Raw genomic sequence first — 25318 nt, 5'->3', positions numbered from 1 at the left:
TGAGTAAACGATTTTTCAAAACACCCCACACAACAACCTCTAGTTATCTCTTTTCCATCTCGGCAAGGAGAGGCTTTTTGCTTTCTAAATTAAGCATATAACTTCGCTAACAATAAGGATAAACCTATGAAGTTAAAAAGATTAGCACTTATTACTGCTATGATTTCATCCAACGTTAATGCCTTTCAGGTCTGTAACATCGGAGACGAATATAATGTCTTGGACAGCGAAAGCTTTCATCAGATCCGACAGAAAAACTATGATGCCTTCGGTGAAGGTATTACTCCTGAAAACCTGTTTCCATCAGCGCCAGAGCACATTGTCGACTTAAAACCCTCTCTCTCTGAAGCCAGTGATGTTTTCCCTGAAACTGCCACCTTACTAGAAACAGGCCCCACCTCAGCTGTTACGCTAGCACCTGAGGAAGCTGTAAGGCTGATGGACACTTTGGGCCGTTCAACGACAGGGCTAGCGAAAGGTGCACTGGAAGCTCTGGGACCGATTGGCGACGCGGTTGCCGTTGGGCTTTGGGCAAATGAGGTCGCAACGAGCTTCCAAGATGAATCACGTACCTCTTACGATCGGTTTGCCACAGTAATGGGGCTCGTCGATTGGTTTGGCGTTTTAAAGCTGCCCGCAAGAGAGATTGACCGCCAAATTTTAAGTAGTCGCTGGGATAGAATTGCAGCAGGTAACCATTACAGTTATCACGTTCATGAAGATCTCGTCACCCAGCAAGATTTAAGAGACAAAATTTATTGGGCAGAACTCGCCTCAGACCAGCAAGCGATGTTGAACGCCGTTGCACGCGGCTTTGCCACCGATCTTGCCCTCAAATACCAACAGCATTATCAAGAAGTGGTAAAAGCTCAGACCATTATGGCGGAAGAGCTGATCACCGCGGTCGACCACGAGCTCCGCAAAGCCATCTTTAGCCAACTGGCTCTCGACCATAAAGACTCTCGTCTATTTGCATCGGATATTGCCGCTAGCTGTAACGAGGAAACTCGAGTGCTGGCAGACCTTTATCCTGATCATGATATTGAAGAGAGTAACTCCCTACCACCAGCATTACCTTCAAAACGCCAAGCGAACCGCGCATTGGCCAAACTTCAGCACTGTCAGCAGAACCTGCTAGATCAAGCCATTGCCAAACTGAATGAGTTGCGAACAGGTCAAATTGAGGGGCTAGACCAAGCTGCAGTTCAACAGTTGTATGCACGCACACTTGCGGCTAAAACACAGATCATCGAAACGGCAGATAATCATGTCAATCTACTGATGAGTAAGCTACAAAGAGAGATGTTCACACAAGGTGATATCGCCATAGAGCGACTATTCCGTTCAGGTTCGGTCGACACCATGCATAATTTCTTCAAGGGACAAGCCGAGCGCAGCGCCATTGATGAGATGACACGCAGTATTCTAGGGCGCCCAGCAACAACACAAGAAATACGAAACAAACAGATCGTCCTGCAAAGTGGTTACGAAAAATGCGTTCGTATTGGCATTCTAGGAGGCGATCCAAACTTTAGGGGTTGCGTTGAGTACGCTTGGGTGCCAGCAGAAACTCGCCCATTTATTCCATCTGAAGATACCGTTATTGCTCAGATCTTGCCGCCAAGCAAAGAAGCAGTAAAACGCGTGCTTTTCGATTCACTTAGTAACCTAATTGATCATGGTTGGAATGCCGAAGCAGAGGAGCGTTGGTTGGAACAACAGTTGCTGGATTTTTCTGCGCAGCAACGTCTAAAAAAGCAAGCTGAATTCGACAAACAACAGGTTTATCACTGGTTACTGGACTCAAGCGCAATGCTTGAAGGTGAATGTGGTGGCGGTAGCGCATGTGCTGGGTGGAGCTTGTCTTACCTTCAAAAAGAGAACCTTTCACGACAAGCGTCGCTACATTACATCAACAATTGGCACGCAAATTACTCAGGCAAAGGCGCCTATGTGCATTCGAAGCGCTATCAAAAGCTTGGTGGCTTGATCACCACTGCGCTAGAGAGTGAATGGCAGGCTAAGAGAGCCGTCGAGTTTTATAGCTTCACTTACCCAGGTAGCATTGATCTTCAGAAAAATGCGCCACTGATTTATTCTGCACTGAAATCGTCCTCACTGGATCTTGCTCACCTGCAAGGCAACACGCTGCAACTCGCGAAAGGGATCGTAAAAACTCGTCTTGCTGAAGCGATCAGTGTCTCCGACAGCAACGGTGTTGAGTGGCTACATTCACAAGTGGGCCAATTCCAGCGCTATACATCGATCATCCATTCTCAGCATATCTCTACTGGGCACTACGCCTCTGGGGAAGGTGAAGTCACCGCTCTGTTTTCAGAGATGCTGCCTGCTCACCTTATGCGCTACCTGATTTCAGACATCATCCCTGATAGCTACGATGCGCGCATTGAGCGCTCTATCGACGCCATCTTTAACCCAACGTCTGAACTCAATCAAAAACTCGATAAGTTAAGCAATACAAATGAAAACTTTACCGATAAACCGGGCCGTAGCTGCATGATTTACTACCCATACCTTAAGAGCGCACTGCTTGATGTTGCGGCTGATGATGACCTGTATTGGATTTCGCCTATCTCAGAATGGTACGACGCCGTCACTCGCCAACAGCTCAATATGTTTGGGGCTCTGAAATATGCCGTCATCAATCAGAACACTTTCGGCATTCCATGTGATTTAAGCCCTAACAGCTACCAATACCAATAAAGGGCGGACACTATGAATACTCGTTTTTTATTACTGCTCTGTTGTCTGAGTTTTACGACCTTCTCTCAACCGTTTGATTCGCTCAAACAGCCAAACCGTTCAGAGGAAGAAGTGACCCAGCTAGCAGAAGACTTCAAAGACTGGTCAAAGGCTTCCAATGATTGGCGCTATTCCTTCATCACTGCTAATGAAAAGGAAGCAGTGGAAGACTTTTCCATTTCTGGCTATCAGACCGCTAATGACTACCTAAGAGCCACTGACACCTCAACATGGGGTGTCGCAGGGGCGGATGCGAGGCAGTACATTCGCACGGTTAAATCGGCACTCAACAAGCTGCCAAAATACAAAGGGACCGCCTATCGAGGCACTTGGGTAAAACAATCTCTGCTTAATAAGCTCGAAGAGGGGGACGTGTTGGTCGAGCCAGCATTTACCTCAACTTCGACTCTCCCAGAAGTCGCTAAGCGCTTTTCAGTAGTGCATCCCAACTCCCCGCAAAGGCTCAAGCGAGTACTGTTTGAAGTCAAGATCAATCAGGGGGGGCACACCATTGCTGGGCTTTCGGAATACAGCAAAGAAGCAGAGGTTCTATTTGCGCCAAATGCACACTTTCGAATCACCCAGATAGAGCGAACCTCTAACCACACCTACATTGGCGTGGAAACGGTAAAGGCATCTGCCGCCAAAAATACTCAGAAATATAACCTCTATTCAGGCGAAGAAGTAGAAGCGTCATTTTGGCACTCTCTCGTTTGTACATAAGCTAAGGATCAAGCAATGAAAAAATTTATTTGGGGGCTTTGCCTCTCTTTATTGACAAGTTTTTCGGCACAGAGTGAGGAGTTTCCAGAGTTTAAAGGCCGTTCACTCTCCTATCAGGCGCAACAACAAATTGCGGATGACCTGATGGATTGGGCAACGACGCACCATGTAAAAGCTGAAAAAAAGATGATCAGTGAAGAGTACTCTGCCATTAAGAATTACGGTCGAGTTGACCATGATGTGGTGAATGAATACATGAGAGCGGGAGAGCCTGAAGGCTACTTATCCGAAATGTTTGGCCGTACATTGAAATCACGCGTATTCCACATGCGAAATGTCATGAATAAACTGCCTAACTACAAAGGTACGGTTTATCGTGGCTCATCCATCAAGAACTCACTGCTCGATAAACTCAACGTGGGTGATATTCTGCATGAGAAAGCGTTTTTATCGACATCAACTCTACCAAGTGTCGCCAAGCACTTTTCTTCAGCCGGTGTTTATGAAGGTGCTTCTGCTGCTCAATTCAAAATTGAACTCAAGTCGGCAGGTCGCGCCATTAACGCGTACACGTTCAAACCAGATGAAGCAGAAATACTCGCGAAGCCAAACACCTACTTTCGAGTAGAAGCGATTGAGCGAGTCTCACCGAAGAAGAACTACATCAAGATGCGTGAAATAAAGAACCCCTCACGGTACCTAAAAGCGGAACCTGATATCCACATTTATGACAGTTACAGCGGTGAAGAAGTCGCGGCTCGCAGCCGCAGTTCACTCTCTTGCCTGTAGTCTAGCGTGCCTGCTACTTTGTAAGCGGCTGATAAAAAAAAGACCATCATAATGATGGTCTTTTTTATTATTGAAGCTGGGGTAATTTAACTGCTTGTTTTACGCATTATCTTGCCACAAATGTATTCGCCAATAGGCATCGCTGAGGTCGCCGCTGGCGATGGTGCATTGCACACATGCAAGCTTCTTGGGCTTTCCGCAAACAGGAAGTCATGAACCAAGGTACCATCCTTCAGTACCGCTTGAGCACGAATACCTGCCGGGTAGGGTTTGAAGTCAGACACAGTGATGCTTGGGCAGTACTTATTAACCAACTTTAGATACCCCGCCTTCCACCACGAGTTTTTGAACTCAACCAAACCGGTTTTTAGGTGCTTAGCCGTCACCTTCCAAAAGCCAGCAAAGCTCAGCATCTGCAAGGTATCCTTAACACTAAAATTCAACTTACCGTAGCCTTCCCGCTTCCACCCTTGAACCGCGTTAGGCCCTACCGTTACCGAGCCATCAATCATGCGTGTTAAATGCACACCGAGGAAAGGCAGTTCAGGGTCAGGGATCGGATAGATAAGGTGGTTCACCACTTGGTTATGTTTAGGATCAAGCTGATAGTATTCACCGCGATAAGGGAGGATTTGGAAGTCAGTTTCAATACCAAGCATCTTGGTCATTCTGTCCGCCATTAGGCCTGAGCAAGTGATCAAAAATCGACTGTTCAACTGCAAGGTTTGCCCATCCACTTTGCAGGTTAACTGAACCTCATCGTCTTGCTCATCAGCCAGGATAACTTCCGTGCCTAAACTCAACTCCCCACCCGCCTCAACAAACTGCTGAGCCATCACTTCAGTGACTTTTTTGTAGTTTACGATGCTGGTGGTTTTGACGTAAATCGCCCCTAAACCAGTGATGTTCGGCTCGGCGAGTTTGAGCTGCGCTCGGTCCAATAAATCGACATCAATATCGTTATCATGACAGCGCTGATAGAGCGCGTTCATGCGCTCAACTTCTTGCTCATTGGTCGCAACCAATAACTTACCGCAGTTTTCGACGGGGATATCATGTTGACGACAAAACGCGATAGTACGCTCTGCGCCTCGCTTACAGAAATCCGCTTTCAAGCTACCCGGAGCGTAGTAAACGCCAGCGTGAATCACACCACTGTTGTGACCCGTTTGATGCTGCGCAAAGCCACGCTCCTTTTCGACTAAAAGGATACTTTTATCAGGGTGAGCTTGTTGCAGTTGCCATGCCGTCGACACGCCAACAATGCCACCACCAACGATAATATAGTCGTATATTGAGTTCATAATGTTCCTACATTCAGTCCTTTAAATTATAGGGAAGAAGCGACAGTATCAGGCTCGGTTTGAGGCAAAGACTTTTGCTCTTCATCCGACGGCTTTTTCACTTGATTGATATCGTACTTACGACCGCTGTAGATGAAGATAGCAACAAACAGTGCCACACCGACCAGGCGAATCACGATTGACACATCAGGCCAAACTAAAGCCACACCTAAGGCAATCAATACCGCGCGCAACACAAGATTGATTTCGCTCTCGAGGTAACCTTCAATCGCTGCAATAAATGCATAAGTACCAATAATAGCAAAGCCACCAGTCACTAAAACCGAGGTCACATCCCAACTTACCAAGTTGGTGTAAGCGATAAGCAGTGGCACCAAGTACAAGCCTTTAGCGATCTTCCATGCCATTAAGCCCGTTCTCATTGGTGGCGTTTTAGCAATTGTCGCTGCCGCAAAAGCGGTCAAACAAACCGGTGGCGTCACGTTGCTGTCTTGCGATAACCAGAAAATGATTAAGTGTGCAGACAATAGAGCAAGGCTAATCGCTTCCAAGCCTAAGCTTTGCTCAAGCAGCGTTTCCACAAAATCAGCGGGCACTAACGCAATCAGTTCTTTTGCAGTTTCCAGAGCCATAGGTGCGTTAAGCAGTTCCAGCTTTTCTGGTGCTGCCAACATGAAAATTGCTTTCGCCTGCTCTGGTAACTGACCCGAAACCAACAGGTCAAGCAGCTGGCTTTCAGCAATTAACTTGTACAAGGCTGGAGCAGACAGAGTACCCAACACGATATAAGCCGCGGTAACTGGCAGACCCATACCGAGAATCAAAGATGCCAGCGCGATCAAGGCAATCATCACCAACAAGTCACCATTGGCCCAACTATTGATCATCAACGAGAAGGTGTTACCTATCCCGGTGGTGCTGATCACATTGACCACAAGGCCAATACCCACGAGTAATACGGCTGTGGTTGCCATGTTTTTTGCGCCTTGAGAAAGCGCTTCGATGATCGCCTTTGGTCCCATTTTATGGTTTTTGGAGAACCACGAAGCAACCACTACCGAGACGATTGAGATACCCGCAGCGTACGTCGGCGTAAAGCCTTGCACCAATAGAGTCACCAGCACCGCAAGAGGGATAAGATTATGCCAACCAGACAAGAGTACTTTTAATAGAGGCTCACAACCCGAAGAGACTTTTTGTACACCGCTACGCTTCGCTTCAATACGTACGAAAAACGCCACTGACAAAAAGTAAATAAGCGCTGGCAAGAAAGAGACCGCAATGATATCGACATAAGGGATCTGCGTGTAAGACGCCATGATAAAAGCACCTGCCCCCATCACTGGTGGCATCAACTGCCCACCTGTTGATGCAGCAGCTTCCACACCAGCAGCAAAGCGTGAAGGGAAACCCGCTTTTTGCATCAGAGGAATACTGATAACGCCTGTCGACACCGTATTAGCCACGCTAGAGCCAGACACTGAGCCCATCAAACCAGAGCCAATCACCGCAATAAAACCAGGCCCACCGATCACTTTGCCCGCCGCCGCGCGAGAGACATCAATAATGTAGTCACCGACACCCGAGCGCACTAAGAAAGCGCCAAATAGGATAAACATGAATACGAAGGTCCAGCTGATTCTAGAGATAGAACCAAACATACCTTCCGATGAATAAAAGCTTCGATAGAGCAGTGTCTCAAGGCTCAAACCAGGAAAGTGGAAGATGCCACTGGTCCATTGCCCCCACACCACTACGTAGCTCAAACACACCAGAATAAGTACAGGAATAAACCAGCCCATGGTACGACGAATCAGCTCGATGACGATAGCAATCGCCAAGATAGAGAAGAACCAATCACTGGCGATGAACTTCACGCCTCGCTCATAAAGTGCATCCTCTGCAAAGGGGATATAGATAAGGCAAGCCAATGCTGCCAATGCGATCCCGATATCGACAGCAAGTGCCACCTTGCTCTTTTTCAGCGAGATATGAGCGGGATACCAAAGCGCACAAATGATCGCGAAACCAGCAAAGTGAGTCGCAGAGATCCAAAGCTCCGGTAAGGTAGATAAGGTATTAAACCAAATGTGTAATAGGGAGAGAATCACTCCCATGGTTGTTATCGCTTTGCCTACCCAAGGAAAATCCGTTCGGGTCGGCAATTCAAATTTTTTCAGTTCCTGCTGCAGCGAATCGCTCATAGAAAACTCCTGCTCTCTACAACAAAATGCGCAGAGAAAATCCATAAAATATGCAGGCGCACGAACCCATTCACAACGTGAACGCGCACCTAGCGGTTAAGCCATTAAAGATTGGGGATCGACCAAAACAGTTAGTCGACGAAAGCCGTTAGTTAACGATCAACTCAGAAGGAAGCTCGATGCCCACTTCTTTGTAGTAACGTGCTGCGCCCGGGTGAAGTGGAACAGGCAGACCTGCAATCCCTTTCTCAAGCGCCATGGCTTTGGTTGCTTTGTGGATACCTTGTAGGAAAGGTAGGTTTTCATAGATAGCTTTGGTCAGTTGGTAGACATCTTCTTCTGAGATATCTTCACGAACCGCTAGGAAGTTAGGTTGAGCGATTGTAGTGATCGGTTTATCAACACCTGGGTAGGTATTGGCAGGGATCTCGTACTTGGTCCAGATGTTGTAATCGCCATTCGCTTGTTTGATCTGTTCATCGGTAAACGACAGGATTTGAATATCTTCACCTAGAGCTGCAAAAGCTTGGGTTACCGCGCCCACAGGTACACCTGCTGGGGTGTTCATGCCATCAATGGTGCCGTTTTGCAATGCGCTCGCGCTACCGCCGTAACCCATAAAGGCAAGTTTAAATTGTTCTGGGTTCACTGATAGGCCCTTCATAATCTGACGACCTGAGTTTTCTGTACCTGAGTTTTTCTTACCGATAGAAAATTTCTTGCCGTTCAGATTTTCTAAATCACTCATGGTGCCTGTTTCAGCTAGGTCCGAACGAACAATAAAGTGTTCAACATTTTGCCAAAGCATAGAGACAGAGCGCAGCTGAGTTTGGCTACCCGATTTTTCGTATGGCCCTAGTCCCTGCCAAGCCCACGCGCCGTACAAGCCTTGCAAGATAGCAAACTGGGCTTCATTTTCATTCAGCAGTTTTACGTTCTCGCCCGACCCTGCAGAACTGATAGCCGCCAAAGAAAAGTGCTGCTTCGGCGCAAGCTTAACTTTACTCAATGTCGCCAACGCTACGCCTACAGGGTAGTAAGTGCCGCCTGTTGAAGCTGTCGCTAGAATATAGCTGCGCTCTTCTTGAGCAGAGGCGTTGCTGATAAGGCCAATAGATGCCATTGCGATTGCTAAAGTTTTAACTAGCTTGTTGTATTTCATTGTTACTCTCCATGTAGAGTTATTCACGTTATAGTTTTGTTAACAACAACAGCCAGATAGCAAGCACAATGCCAAATTTTAAGTTATTGATTTAAATAAATTTAAATAAAAAGATCAATAACGGTAGGCGGATTATTGCTTATTACATACTGATGGCATGAGCAATTTTTTGCTTACTAAAAAAGGGCATTAACATCTATATAAAGTTAGCTACATCACACTTTACGTGAGAAATGTGACCAACAGTTATAAAATCGCAAATACAGAGTGAGCCATTTATTGCTCATTAACTTTCAATAAACACTACAGTCTTGTTGCTCACTAAGATTCGACATAGTCGCTTCGATTCAGCGCATAGCGCACCATTTTTTGGTTCAATGTTCGGCGAGGTAGATCTAAGTCTTGCATCACATCATTAATGCGCCCTTGATAACGCACTAACGCATCGTGAATCACCTTACGTTCGAAACTCTGTACCTGCACCGCCAACGGAATTCCCGCTGTGGCAGATTCCGTTACCGAATTGGGGCGACACGCCAATATATCCCCAACCGTTAGGCTTTCATCCAACGCAAAACGAATCGCAACATTGCGAAGTTCACGTACATTCCCCGGCCACGCATACGACAATAAGGCATGGCGATCCGCTTCACTGGCTACTCGAGTTTCGCTGTTCGCTTCTTGAGTAAAGTGTTCAAAAAGAATCAAAGCGTCATCCTCACGCTCACTAAGCGGAGGCAAGTGCAACTGGGCAACGTTCAGACGATAGAATAAGTCTTGGCGAAAGTCAGGATGATTCAATAAGTCACATTTCGAGGCAGATACTACCCTCAAATCAACGTGTTGCTGCTGGTTACCCCCCACACGCTCAACGACATTGTCTTGTAAAGTTCTTAGCACTTTGACCTGCATAGACAAAGGCATGCTCTCGATCTCATCAAGGAAGACCGTGCCTTTATCAGCAAACTCAAGCTTACCGATGCGTCGCTTAGCTGCACCAGTAAAGGCTCCGGCCTCATGCCCAAACAGTTCGCTCTCAAACAAATTTTCAGGAATGGCACCACAATTGAGCGGTACAAAAGGGTGTCTTTTTCTCTCGCTAAACTCATGCAAGCAAGAAGCGACCAACTCTTTACCACAGCCAGTTTCACCATAGATGATCACATTAGTGTCTATGGAAGCCACCTTCTGTATCTGTTCGCGCAGTTCACACATCACCTTACTGCGACCAATCAGGACCTGCTCAATACCCTTTAGGTTATTTAAGTAGCTTTGACGGTTAACTCTGTCTTGGCTGCTTTGGTACTTCTCGACCGCTTCAGAAACGGTTTGGGAAAGCCGTTCAGGGTCAAACGGCTTTTCGATGAAATCATAGGCGCCTTGATGTAACGCCTTTACCGCCATATCAACATCACCGTGCCCGGTGATCAAAATAACAGGGACTTCTGGCACCAAACTCTTAAATCTTCCAAGTAATTCCACCCCATCAATATCGGGCAAACGCACGTCACTAATGATGGTGTGAAAGTCCCCCTGTTTAACTGCGTTTAACGCATCTTGCCCAACCTCAAACGCAGTGACGTCGAAGCCAGCCAACTGTAACCATTGGCTGGTTGCTTGACGCACAATCGCATCATCTTCAATCAAAGCTATACGTTGCATGGTCTGTTCCTAACACTTGAACCAAATATGCCGCCCACGGTATTCAAAAACCGAGCCGACGAAAAGGAGCTAGCTCCCACTTTGAGTAACACCTCTTTAACAGTTTTATGATGTTTGTTAGGTTCAACTTGTTTCACTCTCCTCGTGCTCAAAAAGCAAACACAAAATGACTTTAAACCACTAATTTTAAAGGGATTTAATCAAGAATGATGAATAACAATCGATATTGGTTATTCCTATTTTCCTGTTTAATAATTGGCTTAGTGCAAGTCACAACCAAAAACGGGATCAGTCAATGGAAGCTTGAACAAGCGCAGCGCTATGCTGAGCAGCGCTTCCTTGGATATATCGCTGAAGCAAGGCGAACCCTAAAACGTTTCTATTACCTGCCCTACCTAGTCACCAATGATGAAACCACGGTTCGTTTTATCGATGGCGAAAACCGCCTTGAAAAGCGTATAAAAAAGCAGCTCATCCAATTGGACAAAGCAGCGAATACCAAAGGTTGGTACCTACTCACCCACAAAGGCGATTTGCTGGTATCGAGTGTCGAAAGCAGCCAACTCAGCCGTAAAAACGCCAATACGATAGTGTCCAAGATCCACCAGCAAGGTGGGGCGATTTCAGTAGTAACCAAAAACAAAGGCGTCACCCCAGACTATTTTATTGCCGCTCCGGTGTATCGAGCCGCTGATGTGGTGGGCATTGTTGCGGTGCAGATTGATTTGTCGCTGCTGACCGATCAATGGTTCGCCGATGGCGAAGCGGTACTGTTCCAAAACCCTCGCGAACAATTTTTTCTCTCAAGTGACCACAAACTGAGTGCAGATTGGTTTAACGACACCTTCAGCTCCCAGCCTACTGCCACCACACGCGAGTTGTACGATCAAACCCACATTCGCGTGTGGCGACTGCAAGGTAAAGACTATCTGATTCAGTCGATCAAGTTAGACGACCTCAACTGGCGTTTAACCTACCTCACCCCATTAACTAGCCTCAACCAAACTACGAATTGGATAAGTTGGAGTGTGGCGGTGGGCTGTCTTTTCATCATGCTATTGCTGGTCATTCTCTACCAGAGACGCCAGAAAAAGCTCAGTAACCTACGAATCCAAAAGCTTATCGAAGAGTCGGAAAAACGGTTGTCTGGAATGATCAACAAGACCCACGTAGGACTTGTGCTGATCGATAAACACGGTCACATCCACGACATTAATTTGATGGCGAAAAACTACTTCTGCCTATCCGATTCGATGATCAGCAACATCAAAGCATGGCAACTTTTTGAGGCCGGTAACCCGAACTCAACCACTTTGCAGTTGCTGAAGAACTTAGAGCAACATCAGGAGCTGGCCGAAATCACCAGTGTTGAAACCATGGCAAGACGCAGTGATGGCAGCAACTTCCCGGTATTGTTCTCGATTAGTCCCTTTCCTTGGCATGGCACAACCTATTACCTGTGTACTGTGATTGATATCAGTAAACGTAAGAAAGCGGAGATCGCGGTACAAGAAGCCAATAGAACACTACAGCTGAGGGTCGAAGAGCGAACTCAAGACCTAAAAGATGCACAGCAAGAGTTGGTCGAATCAAGCAAACTTGCCGCATTGGGGCGGATGTCTAGCGCAATTACTCATGAACTCAATCAACCGCTTACTGGCCTAAAAACCCTGCTTTCAAGTAATCAGTTACTGATGGAAAGAGGCGAGACTAAGATGTTAAAAGCGAACATGGACCTGGTGATGAGCCTGATCGACAGGATGGCCAACATGACGAGTCAGCTGAAGTCCTTCGCCTTTCAAAGATTGGAAAAGCCTTATCCGGTTTCACTAACAGACGCACTTCAAGAAACCCTGCGCATACACCAAGCCGCGTTAGAACGTGTCGATATTCGAGTACGTGTCGCCTCTAATATTTCAATGGTGATGGGAGAAGAAGCACGACTTAGACAAGTACTCGGTAATCTCTTAAGCAATGCTATCGATGCCACGCAAAATCAGTCAACAGCGACCATTGTTATCAGTGCTCATACCGAACAAGAGCGTGTGATCATCAAGGTGCAAGATAACGGTTGTGGCGTATCCGAAGACCAACTAGAAACCATTTTCGAACCCTTCCACACCAACAAAAAAATGGGCGAAGGGCTCGGACTCGGGCTCGCCATCACCGCCAACAATGTACGCGATATGCAAGGCTACTTGATTGCTAAAAACAACTCAGCTCAAGGAATGACGTTCACGCTAACGCTAAAAAATATCGACGATAAACATGAGCAATAACAACATTTACAGGCATGCGCCATCGGAAATCAATATAAAAAATGTATAGTTATAAATTTAAAAAATTATAACCTATTGCTATATTACTCAAGAATATAAAATGTTGACCACTAAGATAAAAATACATTTACAAATAAAATCATCGTAATTGAAAAGATATTTCATTGTAATTACGAAATTAAATACTATAAGATTTCTAAAAGCGGTAATCTAGCGTCATGTATAACTCATCTTTTATCCATTCATCCTCTTGTGTGCTTCCACTTAGCACTCGATATCCTAATTCTGTAGACCAAGATTCGCTGAAAAAGTAATTAACACCAGCCTGCCCCCCGAATAAATAAAAACTATTATTATCAGGAGTGTCAATGTCTTGATGTTTATAACCAGCACTTATACCAATAAATGTATTAAACTTACCACTTGAACCTAAACCATACATATAGTCATACGAGCCAAGGTATTTAGTCAACTTACTCTCACTTGAGTAGGTAACTGTTCCAAGAAATCGGTGAGTATCATTATTAATGATGCCGGATCTAAGCATGTAAGTCTCTTTACTTGAACCACCTAGTATATGGTTATTGTCAGCACTCAACCCAGCACCTACAACATAATCAGAGCTCTTAGCATGTGTTAAGAATGGCAAAAGTAACAAAGCAAAAAATTTCTTTCTCATAATATAAAACACTGTTCAATTGAATTACCGCAATGTTAGTACCTGAAATTTTTAAATCAAATAAAACTTGTTACAATTTGTGTAATTGTTATGGTTTATATTACTAATTGATAGTAGTTTAAAATAAACTCAACATAATAACAGCGAGAAAAATCCCCATGAGAGTGTTACTCATTTCGTCATTAATTTTTATGAGTGGATGCACTGCAATTCCCAAGTCGAGCTCAATGACATGTATTCCAATTTTTACTACCGTTTATTGTGCAAACTCTTGAACAATATTTTTTGTAACGAAAGGACAATATCTCCAATACAAACATATCAAATTAAAATTAGAGCACTATTCACGCTAACAAAAATATATCCCCTTATTTATAAGCTTTTACTATGTAACGATTTAGCTTACAAAGCCATACAGTAATACGTATAAGACTGCGGAATAATGCTCACCAACGGTCAAAGGCCGATAACAAAAATACTTGATACTGCATGACATAAAAGAGTGAGTAAGAACAATGAACAAATTCGCGAAATCAGCATTGGCACTGGGCTTAATCAGCGCGGTTTCTTTTCCTGCCCTAGCAGCAGGAACTGACGGCGGTGCGTACATCGGTGGCGGCCTTGGTGTGTATCAAGATTCTGATACAGACGGTCAAGGTAACCTAGATTCAGATGGTATGGGTTACAACCTATATGGTGGCTACCAGTTCAACCGTATCGTTGGTGTTGAACTTGGCTACAATGATTACGCAAACTACAAACAGGGCACAGCAAAAGTATCTCCAACGTCTGTTTCCGTATCTGCAAACCTAGGTTACACGTTCGACAACACGATTCGCCCATTCGTGTTGGCTGGTCTTAGCTCTGTTGACCTACACGCAAACAAGAGCGCTGGTTACAATGATGACAGCGGTACAGGCTTCCACTTTGGCCTTGGTGTTGAATACACGCCAATCGAAAACCTAACACTACGCCTAATTTCACAAGCTGATGCCGTGAGCGTAGAAAACTACTACGGTCCATTCAAAACCGAAGATAAGACACTGGCATTCAGCAGTGTTAGCCTAGGTGGTTCTTACAACTTCTAATGTAGCGAACCTACTTAGAACACCCTAACGTAAATAATTCACTTTGCAATCAAAACGGCAAAGTGAATTTTATCATTCCACAGCGCGTAAATATTGCCATTTATGATTCATAGGCACTGGTAGAAGATATTTAAAAACTTATCACCATACATAAACCTAATTAGAGGTTGAAATTAGAATGAGCTATTGGTTACAGTCTCCTAAACCCTCAGCTGTTGCTCAATACATTGATTGTTATTGGCTAATCGAGAAAACGCCCGACGCTCAAACTCATCAATTTCCGATACTCCCCCCTGCCCCTTCAGCACATTTGATTCTGTCACCCAGCGACCAACCGTATCACTACACAATAAATCAACAAGTCCAACAAGGAGTTGGCAGCCACCTATTATTGCCCCATCATAAGGCGATAGAACTGGATCACTCGAAGCCGTTTATTCACTTGGGCATCAAGTTCCACGCCGGCGCTTTATACTCGCTCACAATCCCTGATTGCCCGCATCCAAGCTTAGATCGCGTCAACACCATCGACCTTGCAGTTCTACTCAACAATTTTGATGCCGATGTAACGTCACTGATTAAGCTTGCTCAAAGCGACTTTGAAGCTTGTTGCCAGCAGTTGGATGACTTGCTGCTACCTTGGTTATCCACCGCTACAAACGATAGACATAGTGACCTCACTCGAAAAGTACTGAGTGTGCTTGGTTCAACGCCGATAGCTGAACTTAGTGACACGCTATTTTTTTCTCAAAGAACACTCGAACGAAGCTTTAACAAAGTGACAGGCCTAACGTTAAAGCAGTGCCAATCCATGAACAAACTCGAAGCAATGCTCGAATATCTTTATAAGAAAGAGTTGAATGACATAGATTGGCTAGACGTCGCTTTTCAATTTGGATTTAGCGACCAACCACACCTGATTCGTTACCTAAAAAAGACCATTGGCTTCACACCAAATACCTATGTCAAAGAAGGTGGATTAACCATAGATGTATATGACGGTTTCAGGTCAGAGTAACGAACTGACCACACATTAGATCTCTGTCTATCGTGCCTCATTCGTAGCAAGTTTTATTGAGTTTAGGATTGCGACTCCATATACTGGAAACACCATCAGACGGAGGGCAATAATGAATAATAAAAACAAACACATAGTTTTAATTCATGGTCTGTATATGCCTGCGTTGATCATGCAATATCTAGATAGAAACTTTAAGAAACGCGGCTTCACTACCCATAAGTTTGCCTACAACTCACTGCGCTTCCCATCCGCAGCAAAACGCCTAAATCGCTTCGTAAATGCACGCTTTGATGAGCACGATAAAGTCTATTTCTTTGGTCACTCACTCGGTGGCTTACTGATTCGTCATTACTTTAAATTCTACCAACCACACTTCGCTGACACCTGCATCATTACTGCGGGCACACCACACAATGGTGCGACCATAGCTAAAACGCTTTCTAATCATGGCTTTGGGTTCATTTTTGGTTCAACCAAACACATCCTCAACGATGGGCTTGGTGACTACGATAATGATGTGCCAATTGGTGTGATTACTGGCACCTACGACGCTGGCGTAGGACGAATCGTATTAGGAAAAAATCATGGCGATGGTACGGTCACTCTTGAAGACGCAAACCTGAAAGGGGCAACAGACACTTGCGCGCTCAACGTCAACCACACTGCCTTGGTGTATTCTAAGGAAGTCGTCACGCGCTCTGTCCAGTTTATCGAGCACAGGACTTTCCAGATGGCTTCCTAGCCTTTATCCCATGCTTGCTTCAAGCTATTAAACGATAAATATAAAAATCCCAATCTGCAATCAGAATGGGATTCATAACTCTATAAGACCTGTTTATTACAGACGGTTTATTCGTTTTGGCAGGAACACTTCACCGAGCATACAGCGTACTGAACCGCCACCAATGTCTTCAATGGTTTTTACATCGAATGGGAGCAACTTTCCGTGAGTCGACAGCTGAGTAAGCTGAGCTGGAGAGAACGCATCGTAAGCCGATTGGGACATCGCGATCACCTTGTCGCCATTCACGGTTTCAAGCTGCAGGATATTGCCACAGAAACGGTTCATCTGATCAATCGAAATCGAGATCACTTGTTTGTCTTTCGCAAGGGACTTCACGACGAAGCGACGCTCGAACTCTGGAATCACTTCATCACAGATTACGCAGAAGTTATCACCAATCGCCATCATTACATTGGTATGATAAATCGGCTGACCAGATGGCAATGCCGTTTGGAAAGAAACCACGCGTGAATAGCCAATACGCTTTGCGTAATCCTCCAACACTTCACGGTCACAACGTTGAGAAAGCGCGGCATAGATGGTCTTGTTGATATGATCAATCACCATCACACCCGTGCTCTCAAGATAAGAGCCTTGTGCGATGTAAGATTCTAGCGACTCAGTATGGTTAACAATACGACCCGACGCCTCTAAAGCTTCAATAAGCGCATTTGGTTTAACTTCATTCTGACGGTTTTCACAGGCCATAGGGAAGGTGAATAAGCTGCCATCGCTACAGGTGCTAAACCAATTGTTTGGGAACACCGCATCTGGCGTTTCCACACCAAGCTCTGGATAATCAAACTCTACAACTTGCACACCCTCTTTACGTAATGAAGCCACCATCGCCTTAAATTCAGCCATAGTTTCTAACTTCACCTCAGCTTCGGTGAGGTTAACTCTGTTTTGAAACTCGTTATCACGTGCAGTTTCTTCGTTAAATCGAAATTCTTTTGGCGGCACCATAACAACGCAATTGGCGTTTTGAACATTAGTAATGTGAAGTGATTTTTTGTGTAGGTTTAACATTTCAACCGTCCCTATCTTTTATTTACCTCAGGATTGTAAACAAGTTGTTACGACAAGATTCACTGAAAAGAATAATGATTTGAATATTTATCCCAAACATTTACTGCCAAACCCAGTTTAAACCGTAATTTTTACTGCAAGATAACAGCACATCAGAAAGAACAAACAGTTTGCATATCAATTAAAGAATTTGCTGAATAAATATCCGAGCGCTCTTTTCTGTGTTACCGCGAGTTTAGGTTACAATTTAATCCATTTAGCGTTAGGATTATCACCGTTGCATAACAATCAATTACGTTTGAAATAAGCTTAACTCTTCCCATCTGATCCAATCTAAAATAAGCGTCATACACAATACGTTTTGGACCTTTCGCGATCACTAAAACACGGTGTTAAACCAAACTCTATCGAATGATTTAATGCTTATAAGAACGCATGGGCGCTCATAAAATTTCAAACTAAGACTGTGAAAATTTAAATTGAGACTATAAAAACAAAGCTGCACGACGATGCCGCTGCTTATAGAGACACGAGTTTATAAAGGGAAATCTATGTACAAAAAGTTTGAAGGCTTTACTGAAGCCTTTCCAAAGGGAGAGCCGATACAACCTCCTGCTGGAATACTGGCATTTTGCCGCCACTACACGCGAGGTTTTGAAAAGCCTCTCATCTTGCTCGGTATCATGAGCATGACGATTGCGATCATCGAAGTGGCGCTATTTGGTTACATGGGACAATTGGTTGACTGGCTATCAACAAGCAACCCAGAAACCTTCTTAGCTGACAACAAGTCCACTCTTATGGGTCTTGGTGTACTGCTGTTGGTCGTAATGCCAATCTTGATCAGCGTGTACTCACTGTTGCTCCATCAAACCTTACTCGGTAACTATCCGATGTCGATTCGCTGGTTGGCGCACCGCTATCTGTTAAAGCAAAGCTTATCTTTCTACCAAGATGACTTTGCTGGGCGTGTTGCCACCAAAGTAATGCAGACATCGCTCGCGGTACGTGAAACCGTGACCAAAATGGTTGATGTGTTTGTCTACGTGACGGTTTACTTCACTGCGATGCTGTTCATGCTGGCCGAGTCGGATTGGCGTTTAATGGCTCCAATGTTGATCTGGTTGTTCGTCTACATCGGCATTCAGCTTTACTACGTGCCGAAACTCAAAGACGTATCATCGGAACAAGCAGACGCTCGCTCACTCATGACAGGTCGAATTGTTGATAGCTACACCAACATCGCGACAGTAAAACTGTTTTCGCACAGTAAACGTGAAACCGAATACGCCGAAGAAGGCATGGAAGGCTTCCTAGATACCGTGTATCGCCAAATGCGCCTTGTTACTGGCTTCAACATCTGTGTGGAATTCGCTAACTACCTACTGGTATTCAGTATCGCGGGTATCTCTATCTACCTATGGCTCGATAGCGCAATCACTGTGGGTGCCATTGCGATTGCGGTGAGTTTGGCTCTGCGTATTAACGGCATGTCTAAATGGATCATGTGGGAGATCGGTGGCCTGTTTGAAAACCTAGGTACCGTGATTGACGGCATTAAAACCATGTCGAAGCCGATCGCTATCGAAGACAAGAAAGATGCACAGCCACTTAAGGTTCCACAAGGCGGCATCAACTTCGAAAACGTGAGCTTCAACTACGGTGAAAACAAAGGCGTTATCAACAAGCTAAACCTAAAAATCAAACCCGGTGAAAAGGTAGGTTTAGTTGGACGTTCTGGTGCTGGTAAATCGACGCTGGTTAACTTGTTACTGCGTTTTCATGATGTCGAAAGCGGTCGTATCCTGATTGATGATCAAGAGATCTCAAGCGTTACTCAAGACTCACTACGCAGCAATATTGGTATGGTGACACAAGACACTTCACTGCTTCACCGTTCGATCAAAGACAACATTCTTTACGGTCGTCCGGAAGCGACGGATGAAGAGGTGTATGCTGCAACCAAACAAGCGCACGCGCATGAGTTTATCGAAACCCTAACCGACCCGTTCGGCAACATTGGTTACGATGCTCAAGTGGGCGAGCGTGGTGTTAAGCTATCTGGTGGTCAACGCCAACGTGTAGCAATTTCACGTGTACTTCTGAAAAATGCACCACTGTTGGTTCTTGATGAAGCGACTTCAGCTCTAGATTCAGAGGTAGAGGCTGCAATCCAAGAGAGCTTAATTGAACTAATGGAAGGTAAGACGGTTATCGCAATTGCGCACCGCCTATCCACCATCGCAGCAATGGATCGCCTGATCGTTTTAGATGAAGGTAATATCGTTGAAGAAGGCACGCACCAAGATCTGATTAACCAAAATGGTATCTATGCGCAGTTGTGGAATCACCAGACTGGTGGCTTTATCGGTACCGAGAATTAGGCTTTTAAACATTAATTAGAATAGAACATTAAATGGCGACAATATAACGAAGAATATAAGTACATCGCTTCTAAAAAAAACCAGAGCTCATGCTCTGGTTTTCACGATTAGCGTTCAGCTAGCTTGTTTTTGCATTAGGGTATGTATCTTAAAAATCTTACTCAATAATCTTTAATTTTTTGTTTATGTAGAGAAAGAGATAAGCCCCACTGTAATATATCAGGCATTTTATGAGTGAGTAATTTTACTTACGCTTTAATCCACACTGAGTACGGCAGAGTTACACAAATCGTCGCTTTCAAACTGAGTAACATCACCTGCTACTAAATTTGGAATAGGAAACAAACGCACAGTTAATGGTTTATTCAACCTATAGGCCATTGTCCCTGTATCGCGCATTAACGCTGAAATTTTATCTATTGATGTGTTACCTGGAATCGGTACTGTGTCTAACCCGATACCACAGACGGCACTATTAGTAAGTAAGGTCAGAATATCAAAATCACTAGTTAAGGTTCTCTCAGCAAGCCCTGTATCCTCTGTCAATGCGAGCATTACGCCTGAAAATCCAACTAGATTAACGTGAGTCATTGACTTAAATACGCGAGTTAACAATGAAGAGACCTCAACTGTACCAGCGGCCCCAAAGTTTTTAACGCCTAATTCTTTATATACTTCCACCATACTTGCGCAACTTTTAGACGGTGCAGCAGAACTATCAAAACCTGCAAAATTGAAGCTATCTGTTGTCGTTGAATCTAAAATAAGTTGATTAATTTCCTCGATATGATAATGCAAAGCAGTTTTCATTGCGTCAAAATATATTTTGAATGCTTCGTTATGGTTTTTAATATTATAATTTTCATTTATATCTTTTAATACTTGCACTAAAAGATCTGGTGTTTCCAAACCAATCACAAAGCTATCCTCAAGCTCTGAACGGTGGTAGCTTGCAGGAAAATATGGGATAAATGGTTTACAGTTAAAATTAACTGTAAAATTAAAGTTACCTTCACCATGGCTAGTTATTACACTAATTCTTTTTACGGTTGTTGCTGCTAAGTCAATCATCTCATTATCAAGAATACCAAACTCATCAGGTGATACATTAACGCAAGCATTACACAAATCTCCGAAGTCACGTATTAATTCAGGAAGAAGGCTAAGCTCATGTTTAGTTTTAACTTCACCGATAGCAAATCTAATACGTAATCCGCTTTTATTATGGCTATTAATCAATTTACTTAGTAGAGTTAAATCAGCTTTAGCACTTTCTATATTTAAAGTATTTAAGTATTCACCAAACGGATTGGTGACAATACGAATAGATTGAACTATATAGCCCTGACTAATAAATTTTTCAGATAGATTATTACAAAAATCAGCAGCTTTTTGTATTTGACTTCTCCAAGTTTTTTTATCATTTGTTAATGACAAAAAAGTAGTAATAGTCCTTATTTTACACAGTTCTTTGTTTTTGAATTTCATACACAACAACCTTAATTGACTAGCGGTTTCATTTATTTTTGCATTAATCAAAGCTAATAGTAGTCATTCAGCGGCTGTTAAATAAGATACAATTTCTGATCATTTTTAGAGTACAGAATGGCTTTGCTGCGTAACTCGCACATAAAACTGAACGCCCTAAACTGAGGAGTCATTAGATAGCGGACTGAGTTTTTGGCATGACTCACTCGATGCCTTAAACACAGTATAAGTATAGCCAACCTAGCGTAGTGATTTTTTAGTCTTAGCTCCGATCTAATAGCTATTTTACTCAGCAAATATCTGTCTCTGATAAAGAACGTTTATGGTATGGACAAAGAATAGAAAGTGGCTGTATTGGGGGCTTGTTGTAGACATCTCAATTAACTGTTATTCATCACTGAACGAAGTTTTATGGCAAAGTCGCTTGGTGATCACATAGGAGCACTTGGATTTGAGACTCACTTTTGAACACAAATTTGCTCGTGGCTTTGCTAAATTGGTTATTTATGAATAAATAAGGGTATGTAAAGTCGTTTAACTTAGTGTCCAGTATTGGTGGTGCTGTTCATATTGCACTGGCCCCAGAAATTTCTGATGAGTTCACGTACTCAATGCTCAAAGCCATCAATAGCATGATGATGGACATGTTGGCTGCAATTTCTCGAAAAGATTATGAAGACAGACGCCGACGCCAAAAACAAGGTATCGAGAAGGCTAAGAAAGAAGGGAAGTATCAAGGAAGAAAGCCAGATTTAGAGCTGCATGAAAAAATCTACAAGCTTAGAGTGGGTAACCAGATGAGCGTCAATGAGACAGCCAAAATGATAGGCGTCTCAGCGAGAACAGTTGTACGTGTCGTTAAGAAGATGAATGCTCAGCGCGAAGGTGAGTAGGTGAGTGTACCCTACTTAGGTTTAGGCTCTGTGATGGCAGACCAAGTGAAATGGAATAGTGAAATTTCCCTCGGTAATTAGGCTAACGACAAAGTCGCTTGGTAGTTAAGGTACGACAGAATCGCTTGGTGATCACACTGTAGCTTCAAGCTTGTCTGACTCGTTTGTGCCCCAAAGTGTGTTTAGAACTTATGAATCTAGCATGATAACTATTGTGGCAATAGCTTGTTCGCAAATTGTCTAACACATATTCGAGCATCAGGCTGGAACATATTTTGCCGATCAATTCATGCTATACAGAAAAAATCTGTATTTAGTGATGTAGGTACGGAACTGTAGAACTTAAACTATTGTTATTCAAAGCAAAACAGATGTATGGTTTACGTCATAAAGATACTAGACAGAATAATTCTATATTTAAGTACAGAATTATTCTGTCTAATATAGCTGTTAGGCATTTAAAATGAAGTACGAACCAATAGATATCAAGTGCCCAAATTGTGGCAATTTAGCAAAGTTCGAAGAACCATTTGAGTTCTGGCCAAAAATAGAAGCTAATGCTGATGACAATCGACCAACTCATAGGTGGGGAGGTTGGACAGTAGTGGAACGTTTTCCATCACAAGTATCTTGGAAGCCGCCATCGAGTTCATGTCAGTATCTGAGAGGCGGTGGTAACACTGGTAAAGGAGGCTATCCACTATTAACTAATGGACTTGTACAATGTCAGAGTTGCCATGTGAATAACAAGCATGTGTTGTGTTGGCCTTCTGATGCTTATTGGCAATGGCCGATTAGAGGTGAGCTACTGTGGGCATGGGATAAAGATCATGCTCAATTAATTCTAAACTATGTAAAAACACGTATGAGACCGTCAAGGCAATCCTATAGTTTGCGCTATATCCCAACACACTTTTTGTCAGCAAAAGTACGAGATCTTGTAGTTCAAAAAATGGAACGTAGTATAAATGCCTAACAAAGCGTTTAAGACAGATTCGCAACGCTTGGCATTTTGGGTTTGAATCAGTTTTAGTGTTTACGGCACAATAGGTTAGGTTCAATGGTAGCGTTGCTCACTACTTAACGCTGCGTTATGTGCTCGGAGCAAAATATGAAAAAACTATCAATCATCACGCTGGGCGTATCAAATATCGAGTCCTCAGCAAAGTTTTATGAAGCGGTGCTTGGGTTAGAGCGTACAGATTATAAATCTGATGAAATTGTATTCATGGATGTTGATGGACCGGAGTTAGCTTTATTTCCTAAACCCGAATTAGCTAAAGATGTTGGTGTTGAACCAGATGGTTCAGGTTTTGCCGGTATTACACTGGCTAGAAATGTCGACTCTTCTCGTGAAGTGCTTAGTCTTCTGAACAAGGCAGAAGCAAATGGTGGGAAAATCGTAAAGCAAGGGCAGCTTGTATTTTGGGGTGGTTTTTCAGGTTACTTCTCTGATCCAGATGGGTACTTGTGGGAGATAGCTGTAGGTTCAGAGCTCTATAAAGCAGAAATGGAGCAACACACATAACAAGAGACTTTGGTTTCAAGATACTTTTTCATACCTGATCTTGATGCAACTAAGTCATTTAATCTAACAAGGTTTTGTCCAATAATGAGTTACGATTAGTTGAAAGTCGGTGTTCTAAACTCTTAAAGAGCACATCAAATATACTGGCACAGTGAAGCTTCACCTGCCTTGTCGTTGAAAGGCTGTATCTTTTATTTTGATAGTGAAATTACTACGACTAATGCCCAATAACTTCGCGGGTTTTGCTTAATTGCCACGAGTATGCACAATTACGGCTTTAAGAGCTTCATCTTTGACCATCGCCATGCCCCAGGAAACGTCGGTATTTTGGGCTTTATCGAGTAACATCGGTTTAAGATAGATTTGTAAGTGTTTCAGGATAGCCTTGTGGCTAATGACTTTATTATCTTTGTTCATTGAGTGGGAGTGAGGCTGTTGAAAGATTGAAGTATGTACATGGATATTTCTAATCGACCTGGGCTCATACTTATAAAACAAGCATTAATCCTAGAAACGTTACTTTCTGATGAAGCACTTGAGGGGGTTCACCTTGTCTTCGGTTTCAAAATTCATGAGCTAGACAGTGAAATGTTGAACAAGTTAGAAGTGAGTCATTTAGAATCTATAAGCTTTTGTGATGATAAGGTTATCTACCCCACAGCGTCATAATCGAGAAATGGTGACTGTTAGGACTTTAGCTCATTCGTGGGGGCATTATGTCTATGCCTTGAGGAGAAATTCATGATTGTAGTAGTAAGGTTTTCTTTTCCACATGAAGCCCATATTGCCAAAGCTAACCTAGAAAGTGCTGGTATTAAAAGCTTCATTGGAGATGAACATACGGTGAATACACAATGGCTATATTCGAATGCAATTGGAGGTGTTCGATTAATGGTTTCAGAAGAGGACTTAGAGGAGGCAACCGAAGTTCTTAATAGTGATTTTTCTGAATGCCTAAAAAGTCACTCTCAAGAAATAGGAGAAAAGCTAGACATTTGCCCTCACTGCGGAAGTAGTGACTTATCTGCCTATACAAAGGGTAAGCGGCCAGCGTTTCTGGTGTTCATATTGTTAGGCTTTCCTCTGTTTTTCTATAAACAGGGTTATAAGTGCAATCAGTGTGATGAGTTCAGCGAAAAACTTTGAGTCGTGACTTAAATAGAAATGTAAGCAAAGCCATAAAAAGAAGAAGCAAGTTAAGTGGTTCAAATACTGATTTTATATCTGTCTTTCTAGCTGATTTAGCCACTTTCTTTCCAATCGATAAAGACGATAATTACCGAGCATATTGAATCATGTGAGTTACATTTTGCAACACTGCAAAAGGGCTTTTTTCCCCCAATTAATCGCAATTATCACCGACCAGATAAATAATTAGTCCACACTCATCATTGGGTCGATTTCTTTTAGATTAACGCTGTCGTGTGTAAGAATATCCAGCTTAGATTGAACAGTATCAACTGGATACAGCGCTTGAGATAGTCGAATATGCGAATCGAGAACATTGAACAGTAAATCAATCTCGCTAGAATAATTAC

General features: G+C 43.5%; 19 protein-coding genes and 1 pseudogene. 13 read left to right on the top strand and 7 right to left on the bottom strand.

All coding sequences use genetic code 11. From position 1 onward, the window contains the following. Positions 1–126: 126 nt before the first annotated feature. From BTO10_RS07065 to BTO10_RS07055, 3 genes are read left to right on the top strand one after another with little or no spacing between them, the layout of a single operon-like run. Entirely contained in the window at positions 127–2724 is a 2598-nt protein-coding gene (locus BTO10_RS07065; RefSeq protein ID WP_105024068.1) for a hypothetical protein, read from the top strand. 12 nt (positions 2725–2736) lie between these two features. Next, positions 2737–3486 carry an ADP-ribosyltransferase gene (locus tag BTO10_RS07060; RefSeq protein ID WP_004736878.1) on the top strand — a complete coding sequence of 250 codons (750 nt, stop codon included), beginning with the start codon at positions 2737–2739 and terminating at the stop codon, positions 3484–3486. A gap of 15 nt (positions 3487–3501) precedes the next feature. Next, on the top strand, positions 3502–4275 hold the full coding sequence (locus BTO10_RS07055) for an ADP-ribosyltransferase (RefSeq protein WP_004736880.1): 774 nt from the start codon (positions 3502–3504) through the stop codon (positions 4273–4275). An 86-nt stretch (positions 4276–4361) separates the two neighbouring features. Here the strand turns inward: BTO10_RS07055 and lhgO are convergent, their stop codons facing one another. The 4 genes from lhgO to BTO10_RS07035 form a co-directional block, all read right to left on the bottom strand. Continuing rightward, positions 4362–5579 (bottom strand): L-2-hydroxyglutarate oxidase, encoded by a 1218-nt coding sequence (lhgO, locus tag BTO10_RS07050; protein ID WP_105024067.1) that lies wholly within the window; start codon positions 5577–5579, stop codon positions 4362–4364. 26 nt (positions 5580–5605) lie between these two features. Beyond that, positions 5606–7783: a TRAP transporter permease gene (locus BTO10_RS07045; protein ID WP_102424953.1), complete on the bottom strand. Its 2178-nt coding sequence runs from the start codon at positions 7781–7783 to the stop codon at positions 5606–5608. 148 nt (positions 7784–7931) lie between these two features. Beyond that, positions 7932–8945, bottom strand: a complete 1014-nt coding sequence (locus BTO10_RS07040; protein ID WP_004736883.1) for a TAXI family TRAP transporter solute-binding subunit — start codon at positions 8943–8945, stop codon at positions 7932–7934. Positions 8946–9266: 321 nt separating this feature from the next. Further along, positions 9267–10607: a sigma-54-dependent transcriptional regulator gene (locus BTO10_RS07035; protein ID WP_004736884.1), complete on the bottom strand. Its 1341-nt coding sequence runs from the start codon at positions 10605–10607 to the stop codon at positions 9267–9269. Positions 10608–10813: 206 nt separating this feature from the next. On the opposite strand from BTO10_RS07035, the gene BTO10_RS07030 reads away from it, so the two are divergent. Further along, positions 10814–12886 carry an ATP-binding protein gene (locus tag BTO10_RS07030; protein WP_105024066.1) on the top strand — a complete coding sequence of 691 codons (2073 nt, stop codon included), beginning with the start codon at positions 10814–10816 and terminating at the stop codon, positions 12884–12886. Positions 12887–13082: 196 nt separating this feature from the next. Here the strand turns inward: BTO10_RS07030 and BTO10_RS07025 are convergent, their stop codons facing one another. Then, positions 13083–13565, bottom strand: coding sequence for a hypothetical protein (locus BTO10_RS07025; RefSeq protein ID WP_004736886.1), 483 nt, complete (start codon positions 13563–13565; stop codon positions 13083–13085). A gap of 515 nt (positions 13566–14080) precedes the next feature. On the opposite strand from BTO10_RS07025, the gene BTO10_RS07020 reads away from it, so the two are divergent. From BTO10_RS07020 to BTO10_RS07010, 3 genes are all read left to right on the top strand, one after another. After that, complete coding sequence (locus BTO10_RS07020) at positions 14081–14653, top strand: porin family protein (RefSeq protein ID WP_004736887.1); 573 nt, start codon at positions 14081–14083, stop codon at positions 14651–14653. 178 nt (positions 14654–14831) lie between these two features. Beyond that, entirely contained in the window at positions 14832–15671 is an 840-nt protein-coding gene (locus BTO10_RS07015) for a helix-turn-helix domain-containing protein (RefSeq protein WP_105024065.1), read from the top strand. A 112-nt stretch (positions 15672–15783) separates the two neighbouring features. After that, a complete protein-coding gene (locus BTO10_RS07010) occupies positions 15784–16416 on the top strand; it encodes an esterase/lipase family protein (protein ID WP_105024064.1) in 633 nt (210 codons plus the stop codon). A gap of 96 nt (positions 16417–16512) precedes the next feature. Here the strand turns inward: BTO10_RS07010 and BTO10_RS07005 are convergent, their stop codons facing one another. Then, positions 16513–17487 (bottom strand): arginine deiminase-related protein, encoded by a 975-nt coding sequence (locus BTO10_RS07005; RefSeq protein WP_004736890.1) that lies wholly within the window; start codon positions 17485–17487, stop codon positions 16513–16515. Between the two features lie 551 nt (positions 17488–18038). Here BTO10_RS07005 and BTO10_RS07000 point away from each other — a divergent pair. Next, positions 18039–19871, top strand: a complete 1833-nt coding sequence (locus BTO10_RS07000) for an ABC transporter ATP-binding protein (protein ID WP_105024063.1) — start codon at positions 18039–18041, stop codon at positions 19869–19871. A gap of 255 nt (positions 19872–20126) precedes the next feature. Here BTO10_RS07000 and BTO10_RS06995 read toward each other — a convergent pair whose 3' ends face one another. After that, positions 20127–21359 carry a DUF711 family protein gene (locus BTO10_RS06995; protein ID WP_105024062.1) on the bottom strand — a complete coding sequence of 411 codons (1233 nt, stop codon included), beginning with the start codon at positions 21357–21359 and terminating at the stop codon, positions 20127–20129. Between the two features lie 563 nt (positions 21360–21922). Between BTO10_RS06995 and BTO10_RS23575 the strand changes: the two are divergent. From BTO10_RS23575 to BTO10_RS06965, 5 genes and pseudogenes are all read left to right on the top strand, one after another. Further along, a pseudogene (locus BTO10_RS23575) lies at positions 21923–22252 on the top strand (recombinase family protein); the annotation flags it as partial. Positions 22253–22715: 463 nt separating this feature from the next. Next, a complete protein-coding gene (locus BTO10_RS06985; protein WP_105024061.1) occupies positions 22716–23228 on the top strand; it encodes a hypothetical protein in 513 nt (170 codons plus the stop codon). A 135-nt stretch (positions 23229–23363) separates the two neighbouring features. Next, positions 23364–23780, top strand: a complete 417-nt coding sequence (locus BTO10_RS06980) for a VOC family protein (protein ID WP_105024060.1) — start codon at positions 23364–23366, stop codon at positions 23778–23780. Positions 23781–24230: 450 nt separating this feature from the next. Further along, positions 24231–24449, top strand: a complete 219-nt coding sequence (locus tag BTO10_RS06970; protein ID WP_105024059.1) for a hypothetical protein — start codon at positions 24231–24233, stop codon at positions 24447–24449. 72 nt (positions 24450–24521) lie between these two features. Then, positions 24522–24926, top strand: coding sequence for a putative signal transducing protein (locus BTO10_RS06965; RefSeq protein ID WP_105024058.1), 405 nt, complete (start codon positions 24522–24524; stop codon positions 24924–24926). The last annotated feature ends 392 nt before the right edge of the window (positions 24927–25318 follow it).

Source organism: Vibrio chagasii, from assembly GCF_002954585.1.
Lineage (GTDB): Bacteria > Pseudomonadota > Gammaproteobacteria > Enterobacterales > Vibrionaceae > Vibrio > Vibrio chagasii_A.
Note: the sequence above shows the minus strand (reverse complement) of the source record. Positions and strands in the feature narration are given on the sequence as shown.

Bases quoted from the DNA above. Each gene is read 5' to 3' on its own strand.
- BTO10_RS07005 (WP_004736890.1), bottom strand. From the start codon at position 17,487: ATGTTAAACCTACACAAAAAATCACTTCACATTACTAATGTTCAAAAC.
- BTO10_RS06985 (WP_105024061.1), top strand. From the start codon at position 22,716: ATGAAGTACGAACCAATAGATATCAAGTGCCCAAATTGTGGCAATTTA.
- BTO10_RS06965 (WP_105024058.1), top strand. From the start codon at position 24,522: ATGATTGTAGTAGTAAGGTTTTCTTTTCCACATGAAGCCCATATTGCC.
- BTO10_RS07060 (WP_004736878.1), top strand. From the start codon at position 2,737: ATGAATACTCGTTTTTTATTACTGCTCTGTTGTCTGAGTTTTACGACC.
- BTO10_RS06980 (WP_105024060.1), top strand. From the start codon at position 23,364: ATGAAAAAACTATCAATCATCACGCTGGGCGTATCAAATATCGAGTCC.
- BTO10_RS07030 (WP_105024066.1), top strand. From the start codon at position 10,814: ATGATGAATAACAATCGATATTGGTTATTCCTATTTTCCTGTTTAATA.
- BTO10_RS06970 (WP_105024059.1), top strand. From the start codon at position 24,231: ATGTACATGGATATTTCTAATCGACCTGGGCTCATACTTATAAAACAA.
- BTO10_RS07065 (WP_105024068.1), top strand. From the start codon at position 127: ATGAAGTTAAAAAGATTAGCACTTATTACTGCTATGATTTCATCCAAC.
- lhgO (WP_105024067.1), bottom strand. From the start codon at position 5,579: ATGAACTCAATATACGACTATATTATCGTTGGTGGTGGCATTGTTGGC.
- BTO10_RS07055 (WP_004736880.1), top strand. From the start codon at position 3,502: ATGAAAAAATTTATTTGGGGGCTTTGCCTCTCTTTATTGACAAGTTTT.
- BTO10_RS07000 (WP_105024063.1), top strand. From the start codon at position 18,039: ATGTACAAAAAGTTTGAAGGCTTTACTGAAGCCTTTCCAAAGGGAGAG.
- BTO10_RS06995 (WP_105024062.1), bottom strand. From the start codon at position 21,359: ATGAAATTCAAAAACAAAGAACTGTGTAAAATAAGGACTATTACTACT.
- BTO10_RS07010 (WP_105024064.1), top strand. From the start codon at position 15,784: ATGAATAATAAAAACAAACACATAGTTTTAATTCATGGTCTGTATATG.
- BTO10_RS07040 (WP_004736883.1), bottom strand. From the start codon at position 8,945: ATGAAATACAACAAGCTAGTTAAAACTTTAGCAATCGCAATGGCATCT.
- BTO10_RS07020 (WP_004736887.1), top strand. From the start codon at position 14,081: ATGAACAAATTCGCGAAATCAGCATTGGCACTGGGCTTAATCAGCGCG.
- BTO10_RS07015 (WP_105024065.1), top strand. From the start codon at position 14,832: ATGAGCTATTGGTTACAGTCTCCTAAACCCTCAGCTGTTGCTCAATAC.
- BTO10_RS07035 (WP_004736884.1), bottom strand. From the start codon at position 10,607: ATGCAACGTATAGCTTTGATTGAAGATGATGCGATTGTGCGTCAAGCA.
- BTO10_RS07025 (WP_004736886.1), bottom strand. From the start codon at position 13,565: ATGAGAAAGAAATTTTTTGCTTTGTTACTTTTGCCATTCTTAACACAT.
- BTO10_RS07045 (WP_102424953.1), bottom strand. From the start codon at position 7,783: ATGAGCGATTCGCTGCAGCAGGAACTGAAAAAATTTGAATTGCCGACC.